The following is a 24,557-nucleotide window of genomic DNA, read 5'->3' as shown; positions in this document are numbered from 1 at the left end:
CACCTCCTTCCCGCCGACAATCCAACACCCGCCGGGGCTTTGTCCATGGCTCCGGCCCTCCGGTTGCCGCAGGCTGGGGGCATGCTCACCTACGACTCCACCGGTTTCCGGCTCGACGGCGGCCCGCTCCGCATCCTCTCCGGGGCCGTGCACTACTTCCGCACCCGCCCCGAGCAGTGGCCCGCCCGGCTGGCCGCGCTGCGCGCGATGGGCCTGAACACGGTCGAAACGTACGTCCCGTGGAACCTGCACGAACCCCGGCCCGGCGAGTTCCGGCGGCTGGACGAACTGGCCGGCTTCCTGGACGAGGCCGCCCGGCAGGGCCTGTGGGCGATCGTCCGCCCGGGCCCGTACATCTGCGCCGAGTGGGACAACGGCGGGCTGCCGGGCTGGCTGACCGCGCGGGTCGGCCGCCGGGCCAGGACCTCGGACCCGGAGTACCTGGCCGCCGTGGACGCCTTCTTCGACCGGCTGCTGCCCCCGGTGGTGGAGCGTCAGACCACCCGGGGCGGCAACGTGCTGATGGTCCAGGTGGAGAACGAGTACGGCTCCTACGGCAGCGACCGGGCGTACCTTCGGCACCTGGCGGACGGGCTGCTGCGGCGGGGCGTGGACGTCCCGCTGTTCACCTCGGACGGTCCGGAGGACCACATGCTCACCGGTGGCTCCCTGCCCGGGGTGCTGGCCACGGTGAACTTCGGCTCGGAGCCGGAGGCCGCCTTCGAGACGCTCCGGCGGCACCGGCCGGAGGACCCGCCGTTCTGCATGGAGTACTGGAACGGCTGGTTCGACCACTGGGGCAGGCCGCACCACACCCGGGACGCGGCCGACGCCGCCGACACGCTGCGCCGGATGCTGGCGGCCGGCGGCTCGGTCAACCTGTACATGGCGCACGGCGGCAGCAACTTCGGCACCGGCGCGGGAGCCAACTTCGCCGACCCGCCGTACAACTCGACCGACTGGACCGAGTCCCCGTACCAGCCGGTGACCACCTCCTACGACTACGACGCCCCGCTGGACGAGCGGGGTGCGGTGACCGCCAAGTACGAGCTGTTCCGTTCGGTGCTGGCCGAGTTCGCGGCGGACCACCCGGAGCAGGTCCGCTACCTGGACGACCGGACGCCCGCGCTGCCGGAGCTGCCGCCGGTGCTGGCCGGGCGGTCGGTGGAGCTGACCGGCTCGGCGCCGATCCCGTTCGGTCCCGAGTCGGTACACCCGGTGCCGCCCACCTTCGAGGAGCTGGGGATCGAGCACGGGGTGGTCAGGTACCTCATCGAGGTCCCGCAGGACCGGCCCGAACTGCCGCTGACCGTCGAGGGGGTGCACGACAGGGCGGTGCTGCTGGTGGACGGCAAGCGGAGGGCGGAGCTGGCCCGGGGGGCGGCCGGGGAGGCCGTCACGGTGCCCGGCGGGGTGATCCTGGAGCTGCTGGTGGACTCGCTCGGCCGGGTCAACTACGGCCCCGGCACCGACCGGAAGGGCATCACGGGCGGGGTCAGGCACGAGCGGCAGTACCTGCACGGCTGCCGGACGGCCGTCCTCGACCTGGGGGCGGAGCTGCCGCCGCTCGACTTCGAGGCCGGGGCCGAAGGACCGGTGTTCCGGGGCGAGTTCACCCTGGAGACCACCGGGGACACCTTCCTGGCCGTGCCCGGCGGGCGACGCGGCCGGCTCTGGGTGAACGGCTTCCTGCTCGGCGCCTACGACCAGCGCGGCCCGCAGGTCACCCTGTTCTGCCCGCAGCCGCTGCTCAGGGCCGGGGTGAACGAGCTGGTGGTGCTCGAACTCGGCGACGCCCGCCCGCGCTCGGTGGAGCTGCGGGAGTCGCCCGAGCTGGGCTGAGCCCGGAGGGGGTGAGTAGGGTCGGGGCATGGACTCGGTACTGGTGACCCGGCGGCTCGCGCCCGGTGTGGTGGAACGGCTGGCCCCGCACGTCGAGGTGACCTCGCACGACGAGGTGCGGCCGATGACGCGGGCCGAACTGCTCGCGGCCGTACACGGCAAGGCCGGGGTGATCACCACGCTGGACGACGTGGTGGACGCCGAGTTCCTGGCGGCCGCCGGGCCCGGGCTGCGGATCGTGGCCAACCACGCGGTCGGCACCCACAACATCGACCGCGCCGCCTGTGCGGCCCGGGGCGTGCTGGTCAGCAACACGCCCGGTGTGCTGACCGCCGCCACCGCCGACTTCACCTGGGCGTTGCTGCTCGCCGCCACCCGCCGGCTGGGGGAGGGCGAGCGGCTGCTCAGGTCCGGCGAAGCCTGGGCCTGGGCACCGACCCTGCTGCTCGGCATGGAGCTGACCGGGACGCGGCTGGGCATCCTCGGCATGGGCCGGATCGGCCAGGCGGTGGCCCGGCGGGCGGTCGGCTTCGAGATGCCGGTGGCCTACCACAACCGCAGCCGCCTCCCGGCGGCGGACGAGGCCGGGGCCGAGTGGCTGCCGCTGGACGAACTGTTCGCCCGGTCCCAGGTGTTGGTGGTGACCTGCCCGCTCAGTGCCGCCACCCGCCATCTGGTGGACCGGCACCGGCTGGCCCAACTCCCCACTGGTGCCGTGGTGGTGAGCGTGGTGGCCGGAGTCGTGAACGAGGAGGATCTGGCCGAATCCCTCGCCTCCGGCCACCTCGCGGCGGCCGCGGTGGACAATTTCGAACGTGAACCCGCCGTCCCGGCGGCGCTGCTGGCCCAGCCGAACGCGGTACTCGCCCCGCACCTGGGCAGTGCCACCGTGCAGACCCGGCAGGCGATGGGCAATCTGGCGGTGGACAACCTGCTGGCAGTGCTGACGGGTGGTCAGCCCCCGACGCTGGTCAGCCCCTAGTGCCTTGCCGGGCACGGCCCTAGGACGTGGCCGCACCGGCCCAGCGCATCGCCTCGGCCATCACCTGGAGGGCGCCGAAGTGCGCGGCGCCCGGCTCCAGGTAGAGCTCGGCGCCGGGGATGTGGTCGGCCAGCCAGCGCGAGTGGCCGACCGGGGAGAACTGGTCGTCCGCGCCGTGCCAGAGCCGGGTCGGCACGGTGATGTCCTCGACCTTGAAACCCCAGTCGGCGAGGAAGGCCAGCACGTCGTCGATCCAGCCGTCGGCGCTGTTCCGGAACGCCTGCCGGTAGGTCGAGATCAGCCGTTGCCGGATGCCCGAGTCGGTCACCAGGGCCCGGTCGGTGGGCGGTAGTTCGGGGACCAGGCCTCTGATCACACTGGCCGGGTCGGCCCTGATCCGGCGGGACCTGGCCTGGAACGAGGCGGCGAACGGGGACCCGCGCTCCGCCTCCTGGTAGGCGTGCACGTTGGACGGCGTCATCCCGGCGTACCAGTCCAGGCCCTCGGCGGTCCGCGGCGCCAGGCTGACCAGCGCGGCCACCCGGCTGACCCGGTCCGGCAGCAGGGCGGCGCATGCCAGCGCGTGCGGGCCGCCGCCGGAGCGGCCGAGGATGGCGATCTCGTCCAGCCCCAGGGCGTCCGCGATCGCCTCCACGTCCGCCGCCGCCGAGGCCACCCGGCGGCCGGGCAGCCGGGTGGAATCCCCGTAGCCGGGCCGGTCGAAGGCGATCAGATGGACCCCGAGGCGGTAGAGCACGGAGGTTCTGGGGTAGGGGCCGACCCGGCTGCCGGGGGTACCGTGCAGGACGAACACCGGCCGCCCGTGCGGATCCCCGAAGGTCTCGACCGCGAGCGAGCGGGAGTCACCGACCTCGACCAGTTGCAACACCACGTGGCTACCTCCTGAGAGTGGTCCCGGCCTCAGGGCCCGAGCGCCCGAGATGGCTCGGGCGGGCCCTAGAGCGGTGCGTCGGTGGTGCGCACCTCGCGTCGGGCCTGCCAGGTGGTGTGCTCCCGGGAGATGGCGTCCTCGGCGTCCCTGGCCAGCCGGGCCCAGTTCTCCTCGGCGTCGGGGGCGTCGACCGCGAGCTGGGTCAACTGGGTTTCGATCACCGCGAGTTCGGAGGCGGCGATGGTGTACGCGGCGGCCTGCGGGCGGTACTGGCGGAGCTGCGCCCAGGCGGACACCGAGGCGGCCACCGCGGAGACCGCGCCCAGTGCGTCGAAGCTGAACTCGCCGAGGGCCCGCAGGACGGCCAGCACCAGGCCGGTGAGCGGGAGCACCACGCCGAGCAGGTCGGCCCACCGGATCGCGTTGGTGCAGTACCTGGCCTTGTTCCGGTACCACTCCCGCTGCGTCCTGACCCGTTCGCGCAGGTACACCTCGCGCCGGACGGTCAGCGGCTGGTCGCGCAACTGCCGCATGGTGTCGGTGATCTGCGGGTGGCTCGGCGGCCGGCCGGCCAGCGGGCCGCGCCAGGACTGCAGCTCCGCCTGCACCCGCCCGAGCTGGGGGATCGCCCGGCTGGTGCCGAACTGGTTGATCACCCCGCCGAGTTGGACGTCGTAGAGCCGCTCGGCGTCCGGCAGGGTCTTCGGCGGCGGCTGGTAGGCGTCCGCCCGGACCGCGTACTTCCAGGACAGCGTCTTGACCGACTCGGCGGCGGCCCGGCCCTCGTACCAGAGGCCCTGGGGGTTCTGCCGGCCGGTCACGGTGGCCAGGCCGACCGTGAGCAGGTACGCGAGGGCGGCCGCCCAGGCCCACAGGCTGCCGTCGGCCGAACCGGCGAAGGCGGCCACCACCAGCAGCAGCAGCTCCCAGCGGGAGAGCGCGACCGCGCGCCGCTGGCCCTGGAGCGAGGAGGAGTCCGCCGTCCAGAACAGCTCGGGCAGCAACTCGTCCTCGCGCACCCACCCCATCGAACGCCCGGCACCAGCCGCCACCATCTGGACCCCCGCCCCTCGCCGTCCGTGTCAGCAGGTACCTACTGCCCCCGACGGAGCGGCGGTACGCTCGGTGTCCGGTCAGTATGTGTGTCAACTGGCCATGATCACAGGGGAACTGACGATCGATCGGGCAAGCTGATCAGAACGTGTAGTAGATCCGTTCGGCGTTCTCCGTCATCACCTTGACGTTCCACTCGGTGCCGCCGTCCACGTTCCCGGAACGGAACAGCGGGGGAGTGATGCCCCGGTCGGCCAGTCGGCCGACGGCCGAGGCGACCACGGCCTGCATCAGCGCGCTGGTGACGATGGTGGAGACCGAACCGAAGGTGGTCCCGGCGGCCGGATGGCTCAGCTCGCCGTCCCCGACCGCGATCTTGCTGTCCAGCACCACGTCGCAGTGGTCCTTGAGGTACGTCCCCGAGGAGTGCTGGGAACTCACCCGGCCCGGGTACGCCAGAGAGCTGACGCCGATGACCGTCAGGCCCCGGGCCCGGGCGTGCTGGGCCAGCTCGACCGGCATGGTCTGGCGGCCGGAGAGCGAGATCACGAAGAGCAGGTCGCCCGCCCGGGCCGGGGTGAGGTCGAGGGTGGTGGTGGCCAGCCCGGAGACCCGCTCCAGCGCACTGCCGAGCGGCGCCGGCATCACGTTCACCCCGGTCATGCCGGGGACGTTCAGCAGATTGATCACCACCAGGCCGCCGGCCCGGTAGACCACGTCCTGGGCGGCCAGTGAGGAGTGCCCGGCGCCGAAGGTGAAGATCCGGCGGCCGTTCGCGACCGCCTCGGCGAGCAGTTCCGCTGCCCGGTCGATCGAGCCGGCCTCCTCCGTCCTGATCCGGTGCAGGTGCTCCACCGCGGCGTCGAAGTACTGCCCGACCAGGTCGTTCATCAGATCTCCGTACCCTGAGGCGGCCCGGTGGTCCAGACCGCAGCTGTGGGAGAAAGCTACGGCCAGCACCGTGCGGCCTGCGGGGTGCCGCTGTCAACAGTGACGAAAAAGCTCCTGAGCTGACGGAAAGCCCAGGGAACAAGGGGTCGCGCGCCGTCGGTTGCTTGCGGCGTACGTCAGAATTGGCGGTGAGGATACCGAGGAACGGAGCCAGCGGCGATGTCTGGGCTGATCGACACCACAGAGATGTACCTCCGCACCATCCTGGAACTGGAGGAGGAGGGCATCGTCCCGATGCGCGCCCGGATCGCGGAGCGGCTGGAACAGAGCGGCCCGACGGTCAGCCAGACGGTCGGTCGGATGGAGCGGGACGGCCTGCTCCGGGTGGCCGGTGACCGGCACCTGGAGCTGACCGAGGAGGGCCGACGGCTCGCCGTCCGGGTGATGCGCAAGCACCGGATCGCGGAGTGCCTGCTGGTGGACGTGATCGGCCTGGAGTGGGAGCAGGTGCACGAGGAGGCCTGTCGCTGGGAGCACGTGATGAGCGAGACGGTCGAGCGCAAGGTGCTCGCCATGCTCGGCCACCCCACCCAGTCCCCGTACGGGAACCCGATCCCCGGCCTGGAGGAGCTCGGGGACACCCGGGCCGAGGGTGAGGGCTTCGACGCCGCGCTGGCCACCCTGGACTCGGTGCGGCCGGGCGACGCCGGGGTCAACGTGGTGGTACGCCGGATCGGCGAGCCGATCCAGACCGACGAGGGCCTGATGCTCACGCTGCGCCGGGCCGGTATTCGCCCGGGCCACACCGTCCGGGTCGGCGCGGGTGCCGACGGCGGCGTGCTGGTCGGCTCCGGAGACAGTGCGGCGGAGCTCCCCAAGGACATCGCCGCCCACCTGTTCGTCGCCGAGGTCCAGTAGTCCACGGACCGTCCACCGAGTGGTGTGGCCGAGCCCGGTGCCTCCCCTGGCACCGGGCTCCGCCGTCCCCCACCGTTCCCCCGCCGTCCCCCGAGAGCCCCCCGATCCGCCTCGCTCGGCTTCCCCGTCCGAGCGCCCTCCTGCGGTACCTCTCGGAGCAATTCCTCCCCTCGGCAGATCTTGGCAATCCTTGAGCGCTGTCACTCGTACGAGCGGCTTCCGCCCCGGTCGGCGGGGTACACCGGTGTCTTATCCGGGCAGACGTGTGACGGGCCCCGACTCCGGTGGGAGGCAGGGCCCGTCAGTCGCGCGCGTGGTCCCGCGCGGTGCACACCCTCACCCGATAGGCGTAGGGCGGCGGTTCGGTGGGGTGGCTGATCCGCCGTCAACCGGGCTGATCCGCCGTCAACCGGTCAGCGCACGGCGGCCGGCTGGCTCGGTTGCGGCCGCAGCGGCGCCGCCTCCCGGCCGCAGGCGTACGCGAGCGGGCTGATCAGGTCCTCGGCGTCCGGCAGCCAGCGGTTCAGCTCGGACGGCGGCCTGGCCCACCGGGTCGGACCGAACTGGCCGACCCGGGAGGGCGGGGCCACGATCCAGTCGCCCTCGCCGCGCGCCACCAGGTCCAGCCGGCCGGTGCCCCAGCCGAGCCGGCGGAGCATCTCGGGCAGCTTGGCCACCACCCCGGGCAGCACCAGGAAGAGCAGCCGCCGCCCGGGCAGACCGGCCGAGGCGGGCGCCGCCACCACCGGGCCGAGCTGGAGGTTCAGCCGCTCCATCCGGGCCAGTGCCAGGCAGCCCGCCACCTCCGGCACGTCCAGCACCTCGAAGAACCGGCCGGTGGGCAGCAGGACCGACGCCCCCGGCTGCTCCGACCACCAGCGGCGGATCACGCCGGGCCCGGCGCTGGCCTCGGCTCGCCACTCCGCGTGGGTGGGGTGCGCGCCGGGCAGCGGGCAGCGCAGGTCGCCGCAGGAGCAGCGGGCCGGGCCGTCGTCGTCGAGCAGCCACGTCCCGGCCGCGACCTCCCAGTGCCGATCCTCGACGTAACTGAGGGCCGCGCCGAGCGGCTTGGTCAGGCCCGACTCGGGGGCTTTCGGGGTCTCTTCCACGTGCTGCTCAACTACCGTCCGTGAGTGGGGTTACGGCCCGTGACCCGGTCGGTTCCGGGCGGGCGGCATTGTCACCCGTACCGGTGACGGCGCCGCGCGGAGGTGACCAACTGCCGGACGGGTTCCGGGGCGTCGGGGGCGGGTAGAACGCGGAGGAGCCCTGACGGCGTAACAGGGGGCGCACAGGGGCATTTGGCAGGGCGCGTGGGGGGTGGGGCCGTCACCGTGGGTATCCCGCTGGTGTTGCTGATCGCTAACCTCAAGTCAGATGTCCCAACCGGTCGGCACGTCGGCAGTTCGAGCAGCAAATCGTCGCCCGCCGGTCAGGGCCGGGGGCGTGGGGAGGCGAAGCCCATGGCCGCAAGAGCACTCGTCGCACGGCAGCCCAACGAGCGTCTGCAGCAGCTGATCCAGGAGGCGAGCTGCTCCAACGCGGGCCTCGCCCGCCGGGTGAACCTCTGCGGCGCCGAGCACGGCCTCGACCTGCGCTACGACAAGACCTCGGTGGCCCGCTGGCTACGCGGCCAACAGCCGCGCGGCCAGGCCCCGGCGGTGATCGCCGAGGCGCTCGGCCGGAAACTCGGCCGTGGTGTCACGGTGGACGAGATCGGCATGGCGGACGGCAAGAACCTCAGCTCCGGCGTCGGCCTCCAGTTCGCCGCCACCCTCAGCGGCGCGCTGGACCAGGTCTGCGAGCTGTGGCGCAGCGACGTCGGCCGCCGGGAGTTCCTCTCCGGTGCCACGGTGGCGGCCTCCGCCCTGGTCGAGCCCAGCCGGGACTGGCTGATCACCCCACCGGATCCGGTGGTGGCCCGCTCCGGCGGTCCCCGGGTCGGTCCCGCCGACGTGGCGGCGATCCGGGCCACCACCCAGATGCTGGTCGACCTGGACCACCGGTTCGGCAGCGGCCACGTCCGCCCGGTGGTGGTGCACTACCTGAACAGCGTCGTGTCAGGACTGCTCAGTGGTGCGTACCGGGAGGAGACGGGCCGTCAACTCTTCGGCGCGGTCGCCCGGCTGACCGAACTGGCCGGGTACATGGCGGTGGACACCGGCCAGCCCGGCCTGGCCCAGCGCTACTACATCCAGGCGCTCCGGCTGGCCCAGGCCGCCGACGACCGGGGCTACGGCGGCTACGTGCTGGCCGCCTCGATGAGCCACCTGGCGGCCGCGCTGGGCAATCCGCGCGAGATCGCCCAACTCGCCCGCGCCGCCCAGGAGGGCGCCCGCTCGGTGGCCACCCCGACCGCGATGGCGATGTTCTACGCGGCCGAGGCCCGGGGCCACGCCCTGCTCGGTGACGCCAGGTCCTGCGAGGCGGTGGCCGCCAAGGCGCTGGCCGCGATGGAGCAGCGCAACCCCGAGGACGACCCGGACTGGATCGTGCACTTCGACGAGGCCTACCTGGCGGACGAGTTGGCGCACTGCCACCGCGACCTTGAGCAGGCCGTGCAGGCCGAGAAGTACGCCCGCACCGCCCTCGAACTCCACCCGCCGACCAGGGTCCGCCGCCGTGCGGTGGACTTGGTGCTGCTGGCCACCGCCCAGCTCCAGCAGCGCGATCTGGAGCGCGCCTGCGAGACCGGCACCCAGGCGGTCCGCCTGCTCAGCGGGCTGCGCTCGAACCGGGGGGTGGAGTACCTGGACGAGTTCCGCCGCCGGCTGGAGCCGTACCGGAGCCACCGCGCGGTGCGGGAGTTCCAGGCCAGGATGGAGCTGGAGGCCGCGTGACGGAGTTCCGGGGCGCGTAGTCACCTGCGGGAGTGACGGGGTAGGTTGGGCGTGATAGTCGGGCGTCCCCTGCGTGGTAGAGGCAGCGAGCGCGCGGACGAACCGAGGAAGCCCCTCCGCAGTGCGGTCGTGGGCCGTGCACAGGTGAGGAATCGCGTTGAGCCAGCGCCGCTCGTACTCCCACTCCAACTCAGGTGACTTCAACCTGGACGACCTCTTCAGACCGGAGCCGGACGCGGCGGCGCCGCCACCACCGGTCCAGCAGGGCGTGCCGACGGAGCAGTTCCAGGGCGGCGGTCCCGAGTACCTGGGCGGGCAGACGTACCCCGGTGCCCCCGGCGTGCCGCAGCAGGCGGCCGCCGAGCCCGCGCCGGCCACCCAGTTCCTGCCGCCGTACCCGAGCGGTGATCCGACGGGCGGTCAGCAGCAGCCGGGCTTCGGGCCTCCGCCGCAGCCCATGGGTGGTCAGCAGTCTTACGGCGGGCAGCCGTTCGGTGACCAGTCGTACGGTGGCGGTCAGAGCTTCGGGGGCCAGCAGCCCTCGTACGGGGGGCAGCAGCAGTACCCGCCCGCGCCCCCGGCGTACCCCGCTCCGATGCCCGCGCCTGAGCCCCGGCGGGCGAACAACCGGCTGATCATCGGCGGCGTGGTGGCGGGCTTCGCGGCGGCCGGCATCCTGGTCGCGGTGCTGCTCAGCGGCGGCGACGACAAGGTCGACAAGGGCGCCGCCCCGGTCGCCAAGACCTCGGCGAACGGCTCGGCCACCACCGGCGGCAGCGGCACGGCGGTCAGCCCGGAGACGAAGGCCCAGGCGCAGGCGCTCGCCACCGTGCTCGGCACCGCCAACGCGACCCGGCAGAGCGTCGGCAGCGCGGTCACCTCGGTGGGCAAGTGCGAGAAGCTGCCGGAGTCGCAGCAGGCCCTCAACGACGCGGCGGGCCAGCGGGACCAGCTGGTCAGCAGCCTGGCCGCGCTGAAGACCGACCAGCTGCCCGGCGGTCCCCAGCTCGCCGACCAGCTCAAGAAGGCGTGGGAGGCCTCGGCCAAGGCCGACCGGGAGTACGCGCTCTGGGCGGCCGACTCGCTCGCGGCCTGTGACCCCGCGAAGAAGGACAATCCGCACTACAAGCTCGGCAACACCGCCAGCGGCGACGCCACCACGGCCAAGCGGCAGGCCAGCACCCTGTGGAACGCGATCGCCGCCCAGGCCGGTCTGCCGACCAAGGCCGACACGGACCTCTGAGCAGCAGTCAGGCCCGGTTCCCGCGAGGGGGGCCGGGCCTGTGCCGTTCCCGGGCCTCAGCCCGCCAGGATCCCGCGGACGTCGACGAAGCCCGCACGCTGCTCGACCAGGCGGCCGCCCTGCACCCGCTGGAAGGTCACCGAGGTGTTCACCAGCCGGGGCGAGTCGGCGCTGGGCAGCATGTTGGTGAGACCCCAGGTGAGCGGCGGGGTGGCCCCCGCGGTCTCGATCGGCTCGCCGCCGTCCAGCACCGCGCGGACCGCCTTGGTGGTGATCTGCCGCCCGTTCCCGGCCCGCTCCACCACCTGCCGGAACACCTCGTACGCGACCCAGGTGGTCTGCACGCCGGGGTCCGAGACGTCGATCGGGGCGCTGCCGCCGCCGTGCAGGCGCACGGTGGAGCGCAGCGCGTCCCAGACCCGGGAACTCTCCGGCGGGTACCAGCCGGTGGCCAGCGCACCGCCGAGCGGGCCGCCGTCGCCGCCGGTGGAGTCGACCACCGACTGCTGGAAGCTGCCGATCACCGAGGCGAGCTGGGTCCGCCGGGGCTCCAGCCGCCGGTACGGGTCCAGCAGGTTGGCGGTGGGCTCCGAGCCGAGCGCGAGGGTGACGCAGTTGCCGGCCCGGTCGTCGCCGATCGCCTTCCTTGCGATCCCCGTGTAGTCGTTCGAGCGCTCCGGGGCCTTGACGTCCTTGAGGGTGATCCCGGCGGGCTTCAGCGCCCCGGCCAGGAAGCCGAGCAGGGTGTCGCCGGCCCGGGTGTCCGGGCGGATCACCGCGACGCTCTTGCAGCCGGCCTCGACCAGCTGCCGGCCGCTGCCCGCGATCAGCGCCGGGGTGCCGCCGGAGACCGGGTAGGAGAACGGGCTGCTGAACTCGGGCGTGGAGAGGCCGTAGCCGCCGACGTACGGGATACCGGCCGCCTCCAGGACGGGCATGAAGGTCTCGCCGTACTGGCTGTACGAGCCGACCACGGCCAGCGCGTGCGCGGACACCGCCTGCCGGGCGCACTCGGTGACGCCCTCGGTGGTGTCGTGCTCGTTGCAGGTCAGCACCCGGACCCGGTGCCCGGCCAGGCCGCCGCCGGCGTTCAGTTCACGGCCGACCGCCTCGGCCAGCGCGGTCATCCCGGGCCGGTCGGCGGAGCCGGTGCCGGAGGGGGCCCAGGTCATCACGGTGATCTCGTCCGGCGGGGAGGCGTCGGCGGGGCCGCCGCAGGCGGAGAGCAGGGCGGGCAGCAGCAGCGCGGCGGTCACCGCTCCGGCGGTGCGGCGGCATCGGCCCCCGCTCCCGCTGCCGGTAGGCCGTGCGTGCTCGGGCGATCCGCTGCGCCTCATGATGGGGTGCCCCTCCCGGGTTCAGACGACTGCCGGCCAGGTCGGCCGCATCAAGCCTTGACCCGGCGGAGTGCGCCGAGAGGGCCGAAAAGCGAACGACGGGCCAACGCGGACGGAACACCGGGTGGGAAGGTCGGAGTGACGCGAGTAGAACCTGTGAAGTCGGGACACGTAGCATCGAGCTCCATGTCCGCGAGTACAGATTCTTCGTATCGGTCCGCCCGAACCCCTTCTCGTAGCGGGCACCGCTCAAGCACGATGGGCGGCATGCCGCTCAACGACCTGCCCTGGTGGCGCTGGCGAGCCCGACTCCGCTCGGCGCTCCACATGCTCTCCGACCCCGCGTTCCAGCAGCAGACCTGGCTGACCGGCCAGGACGGCTTCGGCGACGTCACGGACGCCGTCTACCGGCTGGTCGAGGACACCTGGCTGGACCGCTGGCCGGCCGAGAAGTACGTCGGCACGATCCTGCGGGACGCCGAGGAGGCGGCTCTGGTGGACGCCGCGGTGCTGCGGGTACTCCGGGTGCTGCACGAGATCGGCGCGGACGCCCCCGCCCACGCGTACCTGGGCCACCCCGGCTGGCCGGAGGCGGTCGGGGCGGCCCGGGCCGCCCACGTCCGGCTCAGCCTGGCGGACGGCGAGGACCCGGACGGGCCGCCGCGCTCGCTGGACGTGCTGCGGATCCTGACCCGGGTCGGCTGACCCGCCGTCCGCACTGCACCGTCCGCACTGCGGGCGGGCGGGCGGGCGGCGTCCGGTATGTGACACCCTGGGCGGTCCGCCACCAGCGACCCGCAGAACGGAACGACACCCGTGGACCAGCCGACGGCCAGCGCCCAGTACGTCCTCACGCTGTCCTGCCCGGACAAGCAGGGGATCGTGCACGCGGTCTCCAGCTACCTCTTCATGACCGGCTGCAACATCATCGACAGCCAGCAGTTCGGGGACTCGGACAGCGGGCTGTTCTTCATGCGAGTGCACTTCTCGGCCGACCAGCCGGTCAGCACCGAGAAGCTCCGGGCCAGCTTCGCCGCCATCGGCGCCTCCTTCCGGATGGACTGGCGGATCACGCCGAGCGCGGAGCGGATGCGGGTGATCCTGATGGTCAGCAAGTTCGGGCACTGCCTGAACGACCTGCTGTTCCGCACCCGGATCGGCGCCCTGCCGGTCGAGATCGCCGCAGTGGTCTCCAACCACACCGACTTCCGGGAACTGACCGAGTCCTACGGCATCCCGTTCCACCACCTCCCGGTGGACCGGGAGAACAAGGCCGAGGCGGAACAGCAGCTGCTCGACCTGGTCGCGGCCGAGCACGTCGACCTGGTGGTGCTGGCCCGCTACATGCAGGTGCTCTCGGACGACCTGTGCAAGGCGCTGACCGGACGCATCATCAACATCCACCACTCCTTCCTGCCGAGCTTCAAGGGCGCGAAGCCGTACCACCAGGCGCACACCCGGGGCGTGAAGCTGATCGGTGCCACCGCCCACTACGTCACCGCCGACCTCGACGAGGGCCCGATCATCGAACAGGAAGTCGCCCGGGTCACCCATGACGTGACGCCCGACCAGCTGGTGGCGGTGGGCCGGGACGTCGAGTGCCAGGCGCTGGCCCGCGCGGTCAAGTGGCACAGCGAGCACCGCGTTCTGCTGAACGGCACCCGGACGGTCGTCTTCGCCTGACGACTGCGGCGGTCAGGGTCGCGACAGCAGGGGCGCGGCCCGGAGCACCTCCCGGATGGCGCCGCGGTCGCCGTGCTCGCCCGCCGGGATGCGGTCGGGGTCGCGGTGGGCGGCCACCAGGTTGCAGAACTCGATTCCGTCCAGCACCAGTTCGGCCACCGGCGGCCCCGCGGTGCCGGCGCCGTCAAGCGGGATCAGCCACTCGCCGGACGCCGGGCCCTCGATGACGAGCCTGAGCACCCGTCCGGGGCCGGCCGCCGGGGAGCGGGCGGCGGCCAGGGCCACCGGGAGCATCCGGACCGCCAGGTCGACCATCAGCCGCAGGTGCCGGGGCAGCGGTGGCGGGTAGGGGTAGTCCACCGCGCGGGCGATGTCGTCGCCGTGCACCCAGCACTCGAAGGCGCGGTCCACGAAGGCGTCCCTGAGCGGCAGTCGGGCGAAGCCGAAGTCCACGGCGGCCCCGCCGCGCGGGCGGAGCGCGGCGCTGCGCACCAGGGCGTGGCCCTGTCGTCGCCACTGCGCCCGGACGGTGCCCGGGTCCTGGCCGGTCTGGGCGGCGAGCAGCCGGATGGTGCGCTCCAGGACGCCGGCGGCGGGGCTGCCCTCGACCGGGACCCCGTGCTGCGCGGGCACCCGGGCCGGTGCCGTCGTGGCGGTGCCGGGGACCGGGTCGGGGAGTCCGAGGCCGGGGGCCAGGTAGCCGTCCACGGCGGTCAGGTGGCCGAGCACCTCGGCCGGGCGCCACCGCTGCACCCCGCCGTACCAGGGCAGTTCGGCCACCTCCTGCCACTCCTCGTGGCCGAGGTCGCGGAGCAGCGCGTCCAGCTTCGCGGTCTCGGTCGCGTACGGTGCGGCCCAGTCCGGGACCGGGAGTTGTGCCGGGCGGCGGGCCAGGCACCAGTCCAGCACCTGCCGGCGGAGCGAGCTCGACGGGTCGAGCGGCTCGTCCGGGGAGAGCCGGCCCGCCGCGTTCCGCAGCCGGGTGGCCTCCTCGGCGCAGTCCGGGCAGCCGGCCAGGTGCTGGGCCAGCTCGGCCGCCTCGCGGCGCGGGCAGGCGTCCAGCGCCCAGGCGCCGAGCAGGGAACGGTACGCCTCGTGCCGGAGTTCGGCCGCCGGGTCGTACGGAGGCGTCACGACTCGCGCTTTTCGTCGGCCAGTTCGGTGGCGAGCAGTTGGAGGGCGAGCCGGAGCCGCTGCTTGGCGGCCTGCTCGGTGATGCCCAACTGCCGGGCGGTCTCCTGGTAGCTGCGGCCGTCGAACCAGGCCAGCGCGATGGTCTCGCGCAGCGGATCAGGCAGCGAGTCGACCACGTACTGGGCCCGGGCGGCACCGGCGCGCTCGCGCAGCTGCCGGTCGTCGGCGTGGTCCAGCCGGAGCCGGTCCAGGGCGCGCCGCCTGGTCAGCGAGCCGAGCCAGGCGCGCAGCGAGCCCTGCCGGGGGTCGAAGGACTCGGGGTGCTCCCAGAGTTGGCCGAAGACCTCGCGGGTGAGCTGTTCGGCGGCGTCCTGGTCGGTGAGTATTCGTCCGGCCAGCCCGTGCACCAGCGGTGCCAGCCGGTCGTAGAGCTCGGCGAGCGCGGTCTCCTCGCCCCGGGACAGCCGCCAGTGGATCTGCTCGTCCCAGCTCGGCACCGGTCCGGCGGTCTCCATCGGCCCTCCCCTGCTCGCTCCCACCGTAACCGTCCCGGAATCGGTGGCGCGGGGAATCGTGTGAAGAAGGTGCGGACCGTCAGTTGACGCCAGTGGTAAGGACGTTCGTCGTTCGATCCGCGCTGGACAGATGTAGCAAGGGTGGTTCGCTCGTGGCGGCGGTCGGATCGGCGCCGTGGCGCGGTACGTTTCGTTACGTTCGCGCCGAACCGTCGGAAGGCCAGGTCGGAGCGGGTGGCCGGACGATCGCCGGTGCGACGCTCGCCGGAGTGAGCGGGACAGTATGCACTGCGCTGTCCCCCGAACGCTGGAATATGCCCGAAGCGCTTGCTGCGATCGTCCTGCCGGATCATTCTGAGGCGTATTCGTGACGGAGTCATGGCCGGTCCGACCGGGCCTCGAACTGCGAGTGCGGGTGGTGGAGCGGTGCAGGTACTTCAGGTCCAGTTGGCCGTCCAGGCGGATCCGGCCGAGGTCGGCCGGGCGCGCCGGTGGGTGCGCTCGCGGCTGCAGGGCCACGGGTTCGACCCGGACGCGGCGATCGCCGAGACCCTGGTCCTGGTGGTCTCCGAACTGGTCACCAACGCGGTGGTGCACACCGGTTTGCCGGCCGTGCTGCGACTCTCGGTACCGCTGCCCGTGGGTGACGGCGCGTCGGCTCCGACCATGGTCCGGGTCGAGGTGGCGGACGGCAGCTGTATCGCGCCCGCCCCCCGGTGCGCGGCGGGTGACGCAACCAACGGGCGGGGCCTGGAGCTGGTGGAGCTGCTGTGCGAGCGCTGGGGCTGGTACCCGGACGGCTCCGGCAAGCGGGTCTGGTGCGAGATCGGCGCGGGCGCGATGATGGTGCCGGCCCTGGAGCGGACCAGCGGCGCAGGGGGCGCACTGATCGCCTGAGCGTCCGCCGTACGCTCCCGAGTGTCGGTAAATGCGCCGCAACCATTCCGAATTTCCGACAACCCATTGACGTGACGTATCCAACTGATCACTCTTGGGTGCAGTTCTCCGTTGTGAGGGGACGTCGAGGGAGCACCGGCGCGGCCAGCATGGGGGTCGCAGGCTGCCGGACGCGCTGATGGATTCCTTCCTCGACGAGTACGGAGCGCTCGGTGCGCGGGTGCAGGGGCCCCGGGCACGCCGATCGGACGGCGGCCGTCGTGCCGTGCTCGGGGCGCGCATGCCGCGCCGCCGTTCGATCGTGACCGTAAACCACTGGAAATCCGAGTGGTCTACACCAAAACTGCTGGGGTGACGCTTCCCCAACTCCAGGACCAGCCCGTCGAGATCCGGTCGACCACGACCCGGCCGGCCGAGCCCCCGGCGATCTGGTCCCGCAACTTCCGGTACTACTTCACCGCCCGCAGCGCGGGGTTGCTGGGTGACGCGATGCTTCCGGTCGCCGTCACCGCCGGACTGGTCGGCGCCCACCACGGCGCCGGCACCGTGGGCTTCGCCCTGGCCTTCCTGTTCGGCCCGTTCGCCGGCCTGGTGCTGTTCGGCGGCGTCCTCGCCGACCGGTTCACCGCCCGCCGGATGATGATCGGCGCGGACCTGCTCAACCTGACCACCCGGGTGCTGCTCGCGGTGCTCTTCTTCCGGGGCGTCGACCAGCTCTGGCAGCTCTACCTGCTGCTCGCCCTGGCCGGGACCGCCGCCGCGATGTTCCAGCCCGGGGCGGCCTCCACCGTCCCGCTGGTGGCCCGCGACGTGCAGGGGGCCAACGGCGTACTGCGCACCTCCGAGGCCTTCGCCGCCCTGCTCGGTCCGGCGCTGGCCGGGGCGCTGGCCGCCGTCGCCACCGGCTGGGTGATGGTGATCGCGGCCCTCAGCTTCGGGATCAGCGCGATCTGCCTGTTCGCGCTCCGGCTCGGCGCCGTCCCGGCTCCGCCGCCGGGCGACAGCCTCTGGCGCAACCTGGTGGTCGGCTGGCGGGAGTTCCGGTCCCGCAGCTGGCTGTGGGGCGTGATCCTGATCTGGCTCTTCTTCACCGTGCTCGGCTGGGGGCCGTTGCTGCCGGTCACCTCCGGGGTGGTCATCCCCCGGTACGGCGACTCCGCCTACTTCCTGCTCAACTGCGCCTTCGGCGCGGGCACCGTGGTCGGCGGCCTGCTCGCGGTCCGCTTCAAGCCCCAACGCCCGCTCGCCGCCGGAGCGGTGGCCATGCTCGCCTTCCCGCTCTACCCGATCGGCATCGTGCTGGGACAGCCCGTCTGGCTGCTCGCCGCCGCCCAGGTGGTGGTCGGCATCGGCCTCACCTTCTGGAGCGTCATGTGGGCCACCAGCGTGCAGACCCAGGTCCCGGGCGAGGTGCTCAACCGGATCCACGCCTACGAGGTGGCCGGATCGGTCTGCATGTTCCCGATCGGCAGCGCGCTCTCCGGGCCTGCGGTCGAGGCCTTCGGCGCCACCCGGGTGCTCCAAGTCGGCATCGTGGTCTCCTTCCTGGTGGTCGCCGCCCTCCTCCTCACCCGGCCCGTCAGGACCCTCCGACGCGTCCCCGACCGGGCCTGAGGCGCATGGGAGGCCCTGGCAGCCCGTCACCCGGGCGACTGCGGAAGGATCAGCACGTGAACGAAACCCTCGCCGTGGTCACGTCCCGTCGCCCGCACTACGCCTGGGTGGTGGCCGGCGTCACCCTGCTGGTGCTGCTCGGTTCGGCCGGCTTCCGGTCGACGCCCGGGCTGATGATGGACGCCCTGCACACCGAGTTCGGCTGGTCGCACGGCACCATCTCCGCCGCCGTCTCGGTCAACCTCACCCTCTACGGCCTGACCGCACCCTTCGCCGCCGCCCTGATGGACCGCTTCGGCGTCCGGCTGATCGTGGTGAGCGCCCTGCTGACGATATCCACCGGCGCCGGTCTGACCATGCTGATGACCCAGAGCTGGCAACTGGTGCTCTGCTGGGGCGTCCTGGTCGGCCTCGGTTCGGGCTCGATGGCGGGGGCGTTCGCCACCACGGTCTCGGGCCGCTGGTTCGCGGCCCGCCAAGGACTGGTCACCGGGGTGCTCACCGCCGCCGGGGCGGCGGGCAATCTGGTGTTCATGCCGCTGCTCGCCTGGCTGGTCGAGGAGCAGGGCTGGCGGACCGCCGTGGTGGTGGTCTCGGTCTCCGCCACCGTGGTCGCCCTCCCGGTGCTGCTGCTGATGCGCGAACGTCCGGCCGATCTCGGCCTGCTCCCGTACGGAGCCACCGAGGAACCGCCCGCGCCGAAGACCGACGGCAGTGCGATCCTGCGCAGCCTGCGGATCCTCCGTGAGGTGAGCCGCAGCCGCGCCTTCTGGCTGCTGGCGGGCTCGTTCGCGATCTGCGGTGCCACCACGGCGGGCCTGGTCGGCACCCACTTCATCCCGGCCGCCCACGACCACGGCATGCCGGTCACCACGGCCGCGAGCCTGCTCGCCCTGGTCGGCGTCTTCGACGTGGTCGGCACCATCGCCAGCGGCTGGTTCACCGACCGCTTCGACTCCCGCTCGCTGCTGATCACCTACTACGCGCTGCGCGGCCTCTCGCTGCTCTTCCTGCCGCAGCTGTTCGCCGGTTCGCTGGAGCCGCCCATCCTGGCGTTCGTGATCTTCTACGGTCTGGACTGGGTGGCCACAGTGCCGCCGACCATCGCCCTCTGCCGCCGCCACTTCGGTGCCGACGCACCCGTGGTGTTCGGCTGGGTGCTGGCCTGCCACCAGCTCGGCGCCGCCGCGGTGGCCGGCTTGGCCGGCCTGAGCCGCGACCGGTTCGGCGACTACGACCTGGCCTGGTACGGCGCCGGGGCGCTCTGTGCGGTGGCCGTCCTGCTCTGCCTCGGCCTCGGCCGGACCACCGCCGCCCGGCCCGTCACAGCCGCCGCTTAGGCTTGGTGACCATGACGCTGACCTTCGTCCTGGCCCCCGAGCTGACCCCTGAGCTGCGGGCCTCGATCATCACCCTCTGGACCGACGCGACCAACGCGGGCGGCGCCGTCGGGTTCGTCCCGCCGGTGACGGAGGACCAGGTCTGGGTGACGGCGGAGAAGCAGTTCGCGGGCCTCGGCCCCGGCCAGCCGGACATGCTGCTGGTGGGTTTCGAGCCGGGCGGCCGGTTGGCGGCGGCACTCTTCTTCGAGGACATGCGGTTCGGCCTGATGGACCACTGGCGGCTGCTCAAGCGGGTCATGGTGCACCCGGACTTCCAGGGCAGCGGCTACGGCGTGCAGCTGATGGCGGAGGCCGCCCGGGTCGGCCGCGAGGCCGGCTGGGTGGGCCTCAAGCTCACCCTCCGGGGCGGCCTCGGCCTGGAGAAGTTCTACGGCCGCTGCGGCTACACCGAGGTCGGCCGGGTCCCCGGAGCCATCCGGGTGGCACCGGGCGACGACCGCGACGACGTCACCATGTGGCTCGACCTCCGGTAGCGGCACGGCCGTGCCTCAGCAGCGTCCCCTGCCCTGCACAGGGCGCAGTCGTGAGGTCGTGCTTCACTGGATAGCCGCGTCAGCCGTACCCCCGCAGTGAAGGACGTCCCCGTGAGCAGCAAGAAGCACGCCACGCTCCGCTACACCTCGATGCGCCTGAGCATCTTCCTGTCGTGCCTGCTGATCGCCATGCTGCTCGGACACTTTGGGGTCATCCCGGTCACCGGCAGCACCGGTGTGGTCTTCCTGGTGCTGCTCGCGGGGCTGGTCTCCGCGCCGCTCAGCTACGTACTGCTCAGCAGGCAGCGCGACGAGATGTCCGCGCAGCTGGCCGAGAAGGTGGCGAACCGCCGGTCCCGTTCGGCCCAGGTCGCCGCCGAGGAGGACGCCGCCGACGACGCCGCCCGCGCGGCGGCCGCCGCGCAGGGCCAGGGCTGAGCCGTCCGCCGGTGATGACCGAGCCCTCCGCACCGACTCCGTCCCGGCGCCCGACCGGGCGGGACGTGGCGCGGCTGGCCGGGGTCTCGCAGGCGACCGTCTCGCTGGTGTTCTCGGGGGCGGAGGCGGGGCAGCGGGTCTCCGGGGCGACCAGGGAGCGGGTCCGCGAGGCGGCCAGGACGCTGGGCTACCGGCCGCAGGCGGCCGGTCGGCAGCTGCGGCTGGGCCGGAGCGGGATGATCCTCCTCGCGGTGCCGAACATCCTCGGGCCCTTCTTCGGCCGGGTGCTGGTGGGGGTGCACGAGGAGGCGGGCCGGCACGGGCTGGCCGTGGTGGTCAGTTCCGGCTGGGGGAGTGCGACGCTCGCCGAGGCGGCGACCACCAGCCGGTTCGACGGGTTGCTGCTCTGCTCGCCGGACGACAGCCAGCTCGGCGTGCTGCCCGCCGACACCCCCGCGGTCTTCCTGGACGCCGACCCGGCGTTTGGCGACCCCGGCACCGGCGGTGCCCGTCCGACCGTCGAGCTGGACGTAGCGGGCGGCATGCGGGCCGCCGTGGAACACCTGACCGGGCTCGGCCACCGGCGGATCGGCCATCTGCGCTCCACCCACTCCGCCTACACCTTCCGAGTCCGGCAGGCCGCCTTCGAGGCGGCCACCGAGGGACTCGAAGTGCTCGAAGTGGGCGTCAGCCTGAACGAGGGTCAGCGCGCCGCCAGGACCGCCGCCCACCAGCTGCTCAGCCGGCAGGACCGCCCGCACGCGGTGGTCTGCGACGACGACGTGGTCGCCTCCGGGCTGTACCAGGCCGCCGCCGAACTCGGCCTGCGGATCCCGGACGACGTCTCGGTGGTCGGCATCGACAACATCCCGGTGGCCGACCTGCTGGCACCGCCGCTCACCACCGTCGACCTGCCGGGCGAGGAGCTCGGCCGCACGGGCGTCGCCGCCCTGGCCGCCCTGCTGCGCGGCGAACCGGTGCCCCCGGTCGCCCCGCTCGCCACCGGACTGGTGCTGCGGAGCTCCACCCGCCCCGCCCGGTAGGCCATCTGACGAGCTGTTGGTCCTACCGGCTGACAACTCCGTCGTGGCGCACCGACTGTCTGGGACGGTACGCGTCAAATGGCGAAATGTGGAAGAAATCCAGGGTCCCCCGGTTGCTGACAGCCTGTGGGCTGCTGTCCGTCAGCCTGCTCGCCGGCACCGTGGCCGGCACCCCGAACGCGCTGGCGGCGATCACCTTCACCAAGACGGTGGACAGGGCGAACCCGGCCCCCGGGCAGAACGTCACCTACACCCTGAGCTACACCTGCTCCGAGAACGACTGTACGAACGGGAAGATCGCCGACACCCTGCCGGCCGGCATGGAGTTCGTCGGCTGGACACCGGACGCCACCACCGTGGACGTCGCCCACTCCACGGTGCCCGCCGCCGGGGCGACAGGCGGCACGATGAACATCGCGCTCAACCCGCTCACCCCCGGCACCACGGCGACCGTCAAGGTCACCCTCAAGTACCCCAACTTCAGCACCGCCAACGGCACCCGGGCCGTCAACTCGGCGACCTTCACCGCGGACGGCGAGAGCCCGCAGACCGGTACCGCCACCACCACGGCGGTGGTGCAGCCGCAGTACAAGGTCACCAAGGGCGTGCAGACCAGCAGCCAGGACGGCCGCACGGTGACGTACCAGTTCAACTCCTGCTCGACCGACGGCGTGCCCAACGTCGACCTGGACCTCAGCAAGCTGGTCGACCGGCTGCCGGCCGGCGCGGTGGTGGACACCTCGCGCTCGCCCGGGTGGGCCGACGACGGGAGCGGCACCAACACCTGGCAGTTCGACGGTGGACCGTTCGTGTCCGGCAACAGCCAGGCAGGCTGCCGCAACTACGGCGTCCTGGTGGTCAACTACCCGGCCCCGACCTTCCCGACCGGCAGCAACGTCACCAACTCGGTCACGCTGAACGGCGACCCGCTCGGCCCCGACGGCGCCCGGGACCTGGACACCGCGAGCACCACCAGCCCGACCTTCCAGGACCCAAGCACCGGGGTACAGGTGGCCTCCTCCAAGACCTGGGGCAGCAGCTACGTCTCCGGTGACATCGGATCGTTCAGCCTGCACCCGGGCAACGTCTCGATCCCGGTCACCAGCCTGGTGATGACCGACCCGGGCACCGGCACCACCGACGACCTCTACAACTGGCTGCTGCCGCAGAGCATCCAACTTGAAGCCTGGAACCCGAACAGCATCGGGATGACCCTCGAGTACCGCCTGAACGGTGACCCCGCCTGGCACACCTTCACCCCGGGCACCACCTTCAACGGCGCGGCCGCCCGCCGGATCACCTTCGCCGTCGGCGCGGGCGATCCCGCCAACGACGTGCTCGGCATCCCGGCCGGCCGGTGGCTGCACGGGCTGCGGTTCGGCTGGGCCGGTCCGATCCCGACCGGCTGGAGCCCGGGCAACGCCGTCCAGGTGCTGGCCCAGGTGGTCGCGACCGGTCAGGACGGCCGCCCCGCGCCGAAGCCGCTGCACAACTGCGTGGACGTGGTCGGTACCGACGGCCGCACCACCGACACCGCGACCGCCTGCGCGGACGCCACCGTCACCGCCGCGACCAACCTCGGCGCCGCCAAGACCACGGTGGCCGGAGCGGTGCTCGCCCCCGGCGCCAACGCCACCTTCCAGGTCGTCCCGTACAACCGGACCGGCTACACCCTCGACAAGCCGCTGGTGCTCTACGACCTGCTGCCGCCCGGCATGGTGTACGTGGACGGCTCGGTCCGGCCCGACCCGGCCTGGACGGACGCCAAGGGACCGCAGGAGGTGGTCGTGCTGCCCGGCAGGAACGGCCGGCAGCTGATCCGGATGACCTGGCCCGCGGGCAGCCCCGACATGACGTACCTGCACGACAACCTGGCCTACCGGGTGCTGTTCGAGGCCCAGGCGGCAGGCAGCGCCCGGCCGGGCATGCTCACCAACGACGTCTACGTCACGGCTGACGGCGCGTCACCCCCGGTGACCTGCCTGTTCTACGGCACGGACAGTTCGGTGCCGGACGCCGACGACCTCAACGAGAACGGCAACACCACCGAGAAGCTCTGCCACGCATCCTCCCGGGTGGAGATCCAGGTGCCCGCCGTGCTGCGGGCCTTCAAGGAGGTCAAGGGCGACGAGGACGCCGACTACGGCAGCTCCGCCACCACCTCGCCCGGCGGCCGGATCTCGTACCGGATGACCGTCCGCAACGACTCGCCGGACCCGGTGACCGACTTCGTCGCGTACGACCGGCTGCCGACCCCCGGTGACGGGTACGTGCTGCGGCCCGGCACCCCGCGCGGCAGCGCCTGGACGCCCTCGCTGACCGAGCCCATCACCAGCAGCGACCCGACTGTGGTGGTCGAGTACTCCACCGCACCGGACCCGTGCCGGCCGGTCGAGCTCGGCGGACCGGCCGGGTGCGAGCTCGCCGCACAGTGGAGCACCACGTTCCCCGGCCCTGGGCAGGCCACCTGGTTCCGGATCTCCCGGCCCGGCTCGATGCCCTCGGGCGGACTGTTCACCCTGACCTGGCCGATGGTCGCCTCGTACGACGCTCCCGAATCCGCCTTCGCCTGGAACAGCTTCGCCTACACCGCCACCGACAGCGGCGGGCAGCAGCTGCTGCCCGCCGAGCCCGCCAAGGTCGGCGTCGGCGTGCACCAGAAGGCCGAGCCGAAGAACTCGATCGGTGACTTCGTCTGGAACGACCTCGACCGGAACGGTCTCCAGGACCCGGGCGAGCCCGGCATCGGCGGGGTCACCGTGTACCTGCTGGACGGGTCGGGCCGGAAGGTCCGCGACCTGAGCGGCAAGCCGGTCACCTCGACCAGCAACGGCCGGGGCTACTACGTCTTCCTGCGGCTGCCGGACGGCACCTACGCGGTCCAGTTCGACCTGACCACCGTCCCGACCGGGGCCACCGTCACCGCCAGGGACGCGGTCCGCCGCACGGCGGCCAGTGCGGAGGACTCCGACGCCGATCCCGTCACCGGCATCACCGAGAACGTCACCCTGGCCGGCGGCGAAGCCCAGCTCGACCTGGATCTCGGCCTGGTCCTCCCGCCGGAACCGACGCCGGACCCGAGCCCGACGCCGAACCCGACGCCGCCGCCGAGCCCGGCCCCGACGCCCGCTCCGCCGACGCCGAGCGTGGTGCCGACTCCGCAGCCGACCGCTTCACCGACCGGCGGCCTGCCGAACACCGGCTCGGACTTCCCGGCGGCGCTCTTCGCGGTGCTGGCCCTGGCCCTGGCCGCAGCCGGTGGCGTCATCGGCCTGACGACCCGTCGGCGAGGCCGTCACGACTGGTGAGTGACGAGGGCTCGGGGAACCGTCGGCGTACGGGGTCGGAGTGGACGTGCC

At 72.8% G+C, this 24,557-nt stretch carries 21 protein-coding genes; 14 read left to right on the top strand and 7 right to left on the bottom strand.

The window, feature by feature from the left end; all coding sequences use genetic code 11:
* Nucleotides 1-81 precede the first annotated feature (81 nt).
* Both ACKUU6_RS14235 and ACKUU6_RS14230 read left to right on the top strand, forming a co-directional pair.
* Entirely contained in the window at nt 82-1,842 is a 1,761-nt protein-coding gene (locus ACKUU6_RS14235) for a glycoside hydrolase family 35 protein (RefSeq protein WP_407988895.1), read from the top strand.
* A gap of 28 nt (nt 1,843-1,870) precedes the next feature.
* Nucleotides 1,871-2,824, top strand: a complete 954-nt coding sequence (locus ACKUU6_RS14230; protein ID WP_407988894.1) for a 2-hydroxyacid dehydrogenase — start codon at nt 1,871-1,873, stop codon at nt 2,822-2,824.
* A 19-nt stretch (nt 2,825-2,843) separates the two neighbouring features.
* On the opposite strand, the gene ACKUU6_RS14225 is transcribed toward ACKUU6_RS14230, so the two are convergent.
* The 3 genes from ACKUU6_RS14225 to ACKUU6_RS14215 all read right to left on the bottom strand — a co-directional run bounded on the left by ACKUU6_RS14225 (nt 2,844) and on the right by ACKUU6_RS14215 (nt 5,660).
* Entirely contained in the window at nt 2,844-3,716 is an 873-nt protein-coding gene (locus tag ACKUU6_RS14225; protein ID WP_407988893.1) for an alpha/beta hydrolase, read from the bottom strand.
* 65 nt (nt 3,717-3,781) lie between these two features.
* Nucleotides 3,782-4,735, bottom strand: coding sequence for a DUF4231 domain-containing protein (locus ACKUU6_RS14220; protein ID WP_407988892.1), 954 nt, complete (start codon nt 4,733-4,735; stop codon nt 3,782-3,784).
* 175 nt (nt 4,736-4,910) lie between these two features.
* Nucleotides 4,911-5,660, bottom strand: coding sequence for a sugar isomerase domain-containing protein (locus tag ACKUU6_RS14215; protein ID WP_407988891.1), 750 nt, complete (start codon nt 5,658-5,660; stop codon nt 4,911-4,913).
* A 219-nt stretch (nt 5,661-5,879) separates the two neighbouring features.
* On the opposite strand from ACKUU6_RS14215, the gene ACKUU6_RS14210 reads away from it, so the two are divergent.
* Nucleotides 5,880-6,578, top strand: coding sequence for a metal-dependent transcriptional regulator (locus ACKUU6_RS14210; protein WP_407988890.1), 699 nt, complete (start codon nt 5,880-5,882; stop codon nt 6,576-6,578).
* 413 nt (nt 6,579-6,991) lie between these two features.
* Here the strand turns inward: ACKUU6_RS14210 and ACKUU6_RS14205 are convergent, their stop codons facing one another.
* On the bottom strand, nt 6,992-7,687 hold the full coding sequence (locus ACKUU6_RS14205) for a bifunctional DNA primase/polymerase (protein WP_407988889.1): 696 nt from the start codon (nt 7,685-7,687) through the stop codon (nt 6,992-6,994).
* Between the two features lie 354 nt (nt 7,688-8,041).
* Between ACKUU6_RS14205 and ACKUU6_RS14200 the strand changes: the two genes are divergently transcribed.
* Nucleotides 8,042-9,418: a transcriptional regulator gene (locus tag ACKUU6_RS14200; protein WP_407988888.1), complete on the top strand. Its 1,377-nt coding sequence runs from the start codon at nt 8,042-8,044 to the stop codon at nt 9,416-9,418.
* A 157-nt stretch (nt 9,419-9,575) separates the two neighbouring features.
* On the top strand, nt 9,576-10,661 hold the full coding sequence (locus ACKUU6_RS14195; protein ID WP_407988887.1) for a hypothetical protein: 1,086 nt from the start codon (nt 9,576-9,578) through the stop codon (nt 10,659-10,661).
* Nucleotides 10,662-10,717: 56 nt separating this feature from the next.
* On the opposite strand, the gene ACKUU6_RS14190 is transcribed toward ACKUU6_RS14195, so the two are convergent.
* Nucleotides 10,718-11,917 carry an ABC transporter substrate-binding protein gene (locus ACKUU6_RS14190; RefSeq protein ID WP_407988886.1) on the bottom strand — a complete coding sequence of 400 codons (1,200 nt, stop codon included), beginning with the start codon at nt 11,915-11,917 and terminating at the stop codon, nt 10,718-10,720.
* Between the two features lie 267 nt (nt 11,918-12,184).
* On the opposite strand from ACKUU6_RS14190, the gene ACKUU6_RS14185 reads away from it, so the two are divergent.
* On the top strand, nt 12,185-12,703 hold the full coding sequence (locus ACKUU6_RS14185) for an SCO4402 family protein (protein ID WP_407988885.1): 519 nt from the start codon (nt 12,185-12,187) through the stop codon (nt 12,701-12,703).
* 111 nt (nt 12,704-12,814) lie between these two features.
* Nucleotides 12,815-13,681, top strand: coding sequence for a formyltetrahydrofolate deformylase (gene purU, locus ACKUU6_RS14180; protein ID WP_407988884.1), 867 nt, complete (start codon nt 12,815-12,817; stop codon nt 13,679-13,681).
* Nucleotides 13,682-13,693: 12 nt separating this feature from the next.
* On the opposite strand, the gene ACKUU6_RS14175 is transcribed toward purU, so the two are convergent.
* Nucleotides 13,694-14,815: a zf-HC2 domain-containing protein gene (locus tag ACKUU6_RS14175; RefSeq protein WP_407988883.1), complete on the bottom strand. Its 1,122-nt coding sequence runs from the start codon at nt 14,813-14,815 to the stop codon at nt 13,694-13,696.
* Complete coding sequence (locus ACKUU6_RS14170; RefSeq protein WP_407988882.1) at nt 14,812-15,330, bottom strand: RNA polymerase sigma factor; 519 nt, start codon at nt 15,328-15,330, stop codon at nt 14,812-14,814. The genes ACKUU6_RS14175 and ACKUU6_RS14170 overlap by 4 nt, the downstream gene beginning before the upstream one ends.
* A 426-nt stretch (nt 15,331-15,756) precedes the next feature.
* Here ACKUU6_RS14170 and ACKUU6_RS14165 point away from each other — a divergent pair, with 426 nt between their 5' ends.
* The 7 genes from ACKUU6_RS14165 to ACKUU6_RS14135 all read left to right on the top strand — a co-directional run bounded on the left by ACKUU6_RS14165 (nt 15,757) and on the right by ACKUU6_RS14135 (nt 24,506).
* A complete protein-coding gene (locus ACKUU6_RS14165) occupies nt 15,757-16,227 on the top strand; it encodes an ATP-binding protein (RefSeq protein ID WP_407988881.1) in 471 nt (156 codons plus the stop codon).
* Nucleotides 16,228-16,578: 351 nt separating this feature from the next.
* The gene (locus ACKUU6_RS14160) at nt 16,579-17,841 is read left to right on the top strand and encodes an MFS transporter (RefSeq protein WP_407988880.1); all 1,263 of its coding nucleotides are present in this window, start codon (nt 16,579-16,581) and stop codon (nt 17,839-17,841) included.
* Nucleotides 17,842-17,897: 56 nt separating this feature from the next.
* Nucleotides 17,898-19,181, top strand: a complete 1,284-nt coding sequence (locus tag ACKUU6_RS14155) for an MFS transporter (RefSeq protein WP_407988879.1) — start codon at nt 17,898-17,900, stop codon at nt 19,179-19,181.
* A gap of 11 nt (nt 19,182-19,192) precedes the next feature.
* Nucleotides 19,193-19,717 (top strand): GNAT family N-acetyltransferase, encoded by a 525-nt coding sequence (locus ACKUU6_RS14150; protein ID WP_407988878.1) that lies wholly within the window; start codon nt 19,193-19,195, stop codon nt 19,715-19,717.
* A gap of 111 nt (nt 19,718-19,828) precedes the next feature.
* Nucleotides 19,829-20,155, top strand: a complete 327-nt coding sequence (locus tag ACKUU6_RS14145; RefSeq protein ID WP_407988877.1) for a DUF4229 domain-containing protein — start codon at nt 19,829-19,831, stop codon at nt 20,153-20,155.
* Nucleotides 20,156-20,169: 14 nt separating this feature from the next.
* Complete coding sequence (locus ACKUU6_RS14140; RefSeq protein ID WP_407988876.1) at nt 20,170-21,198, top strand: LacI family DNA-binding transcriptional regulator; 1,029 nt, start codon at nt 20,170-20,172, stop codon at nt 21,196-21,198.
* Nucleotides 21,199-21,311: 113 nt separating this feature from the next.
* Nucleotides 21,312-24,506: an SdrD B-like domain-containing protein gene (locus ACKUU6_RS14135; RefSeq protein ID WP_407988875.1), complete on the top strand. Its 3,195-nt coding sequence runs from the start codon at nt 21,312-21,314 to the stop codon at nt 24,504-24,506.
* Nucleotides 24,507-24,557: the final 51 nt, after the last annotated feature.

The sequence above is a fragment of the Kitasatospora sp. CMC57 genome (genome assembly GCF_045866025.2).
In the GTDB taxonomy this organism is placed as follows: domain Bacteria; phylum Actinomycetota; class Actinomycetes; order Streptomycetales; family Streptomycetaceae; genus Kitasatospora.
This window is presented reverse-complemented; position numbering and strand designations above follow the sequence as displayed.

Excerpts from the sequence above, each read along its gene's own strand:
- ACKUU6_RS14235 (WP_407988895.1), top strand. The coding sequence starts at position 82 with ATGCTCACCTACGACTCCACCGGTTTCCGGCTCGACGGCGGCCCGCTC.
- ACKUU6_RS14230 (WP_407988894.1), top strand. The coding sequence starts at position 1,871 with ATGGACTCGGTACTGGTGACCCGGCGGCTCGCGCCCGGTGTGGTGGAA.
- ACKUU6_RS14215 (WP_407988891.1), bottom strand. The coding sequence starts at position 5,660 with ATGAACGACCTGGTCGGGCAGTACTTCGACGCCGCGGTGGAGCACCTG.
- ACKUU6_RS14140 (WP_407988876.1), top strand. The coding sequence starts at position 20,170 with ATGACCGAGCCCTCCGCACCGACTCCGTCCCGGCGCCCGACCGGGCGG.
- ACKUU6_RS14185 (WP_407988885.1), top strand. The coding sequence starts at position 12,185 with ATGTCCGCGAGTACAGATTCTTCGTATCGGTCCGCCCGAACCCCTTCT.
- ACKUU6_RS14150 (WP_407988878.1), top strand. The coding sequence starts at position 19,193 with ATGACGCTGACCTTCGTCCTGGCCCCCGAGCTGACCCCTGAGCTGCGG.
- ACKUU6_RS14170 (WP_407988882.1), bottom strand. The coding sequence starts at position 15,330 with ATGGAGACCGCCGGACCGGTGCCGAGCTGGGACGAGCAGATCCACTGG.
- ACKUU6_RS14200 (WP_407988888.1), top strand. The coding sequence starts at position 8,042 with ATGGCCGCAAGAGCACTCGTCGCACGGCAGCCCAACGAGCGTCTGCAG.
- ACKUU6_RS14210 (WP_407988890.1), top strand. The coding sequence starts at position 5,880 with ATGTCTGGGCTGATCGACACCACAGAGATGTACCTCCGCACCATCCTG.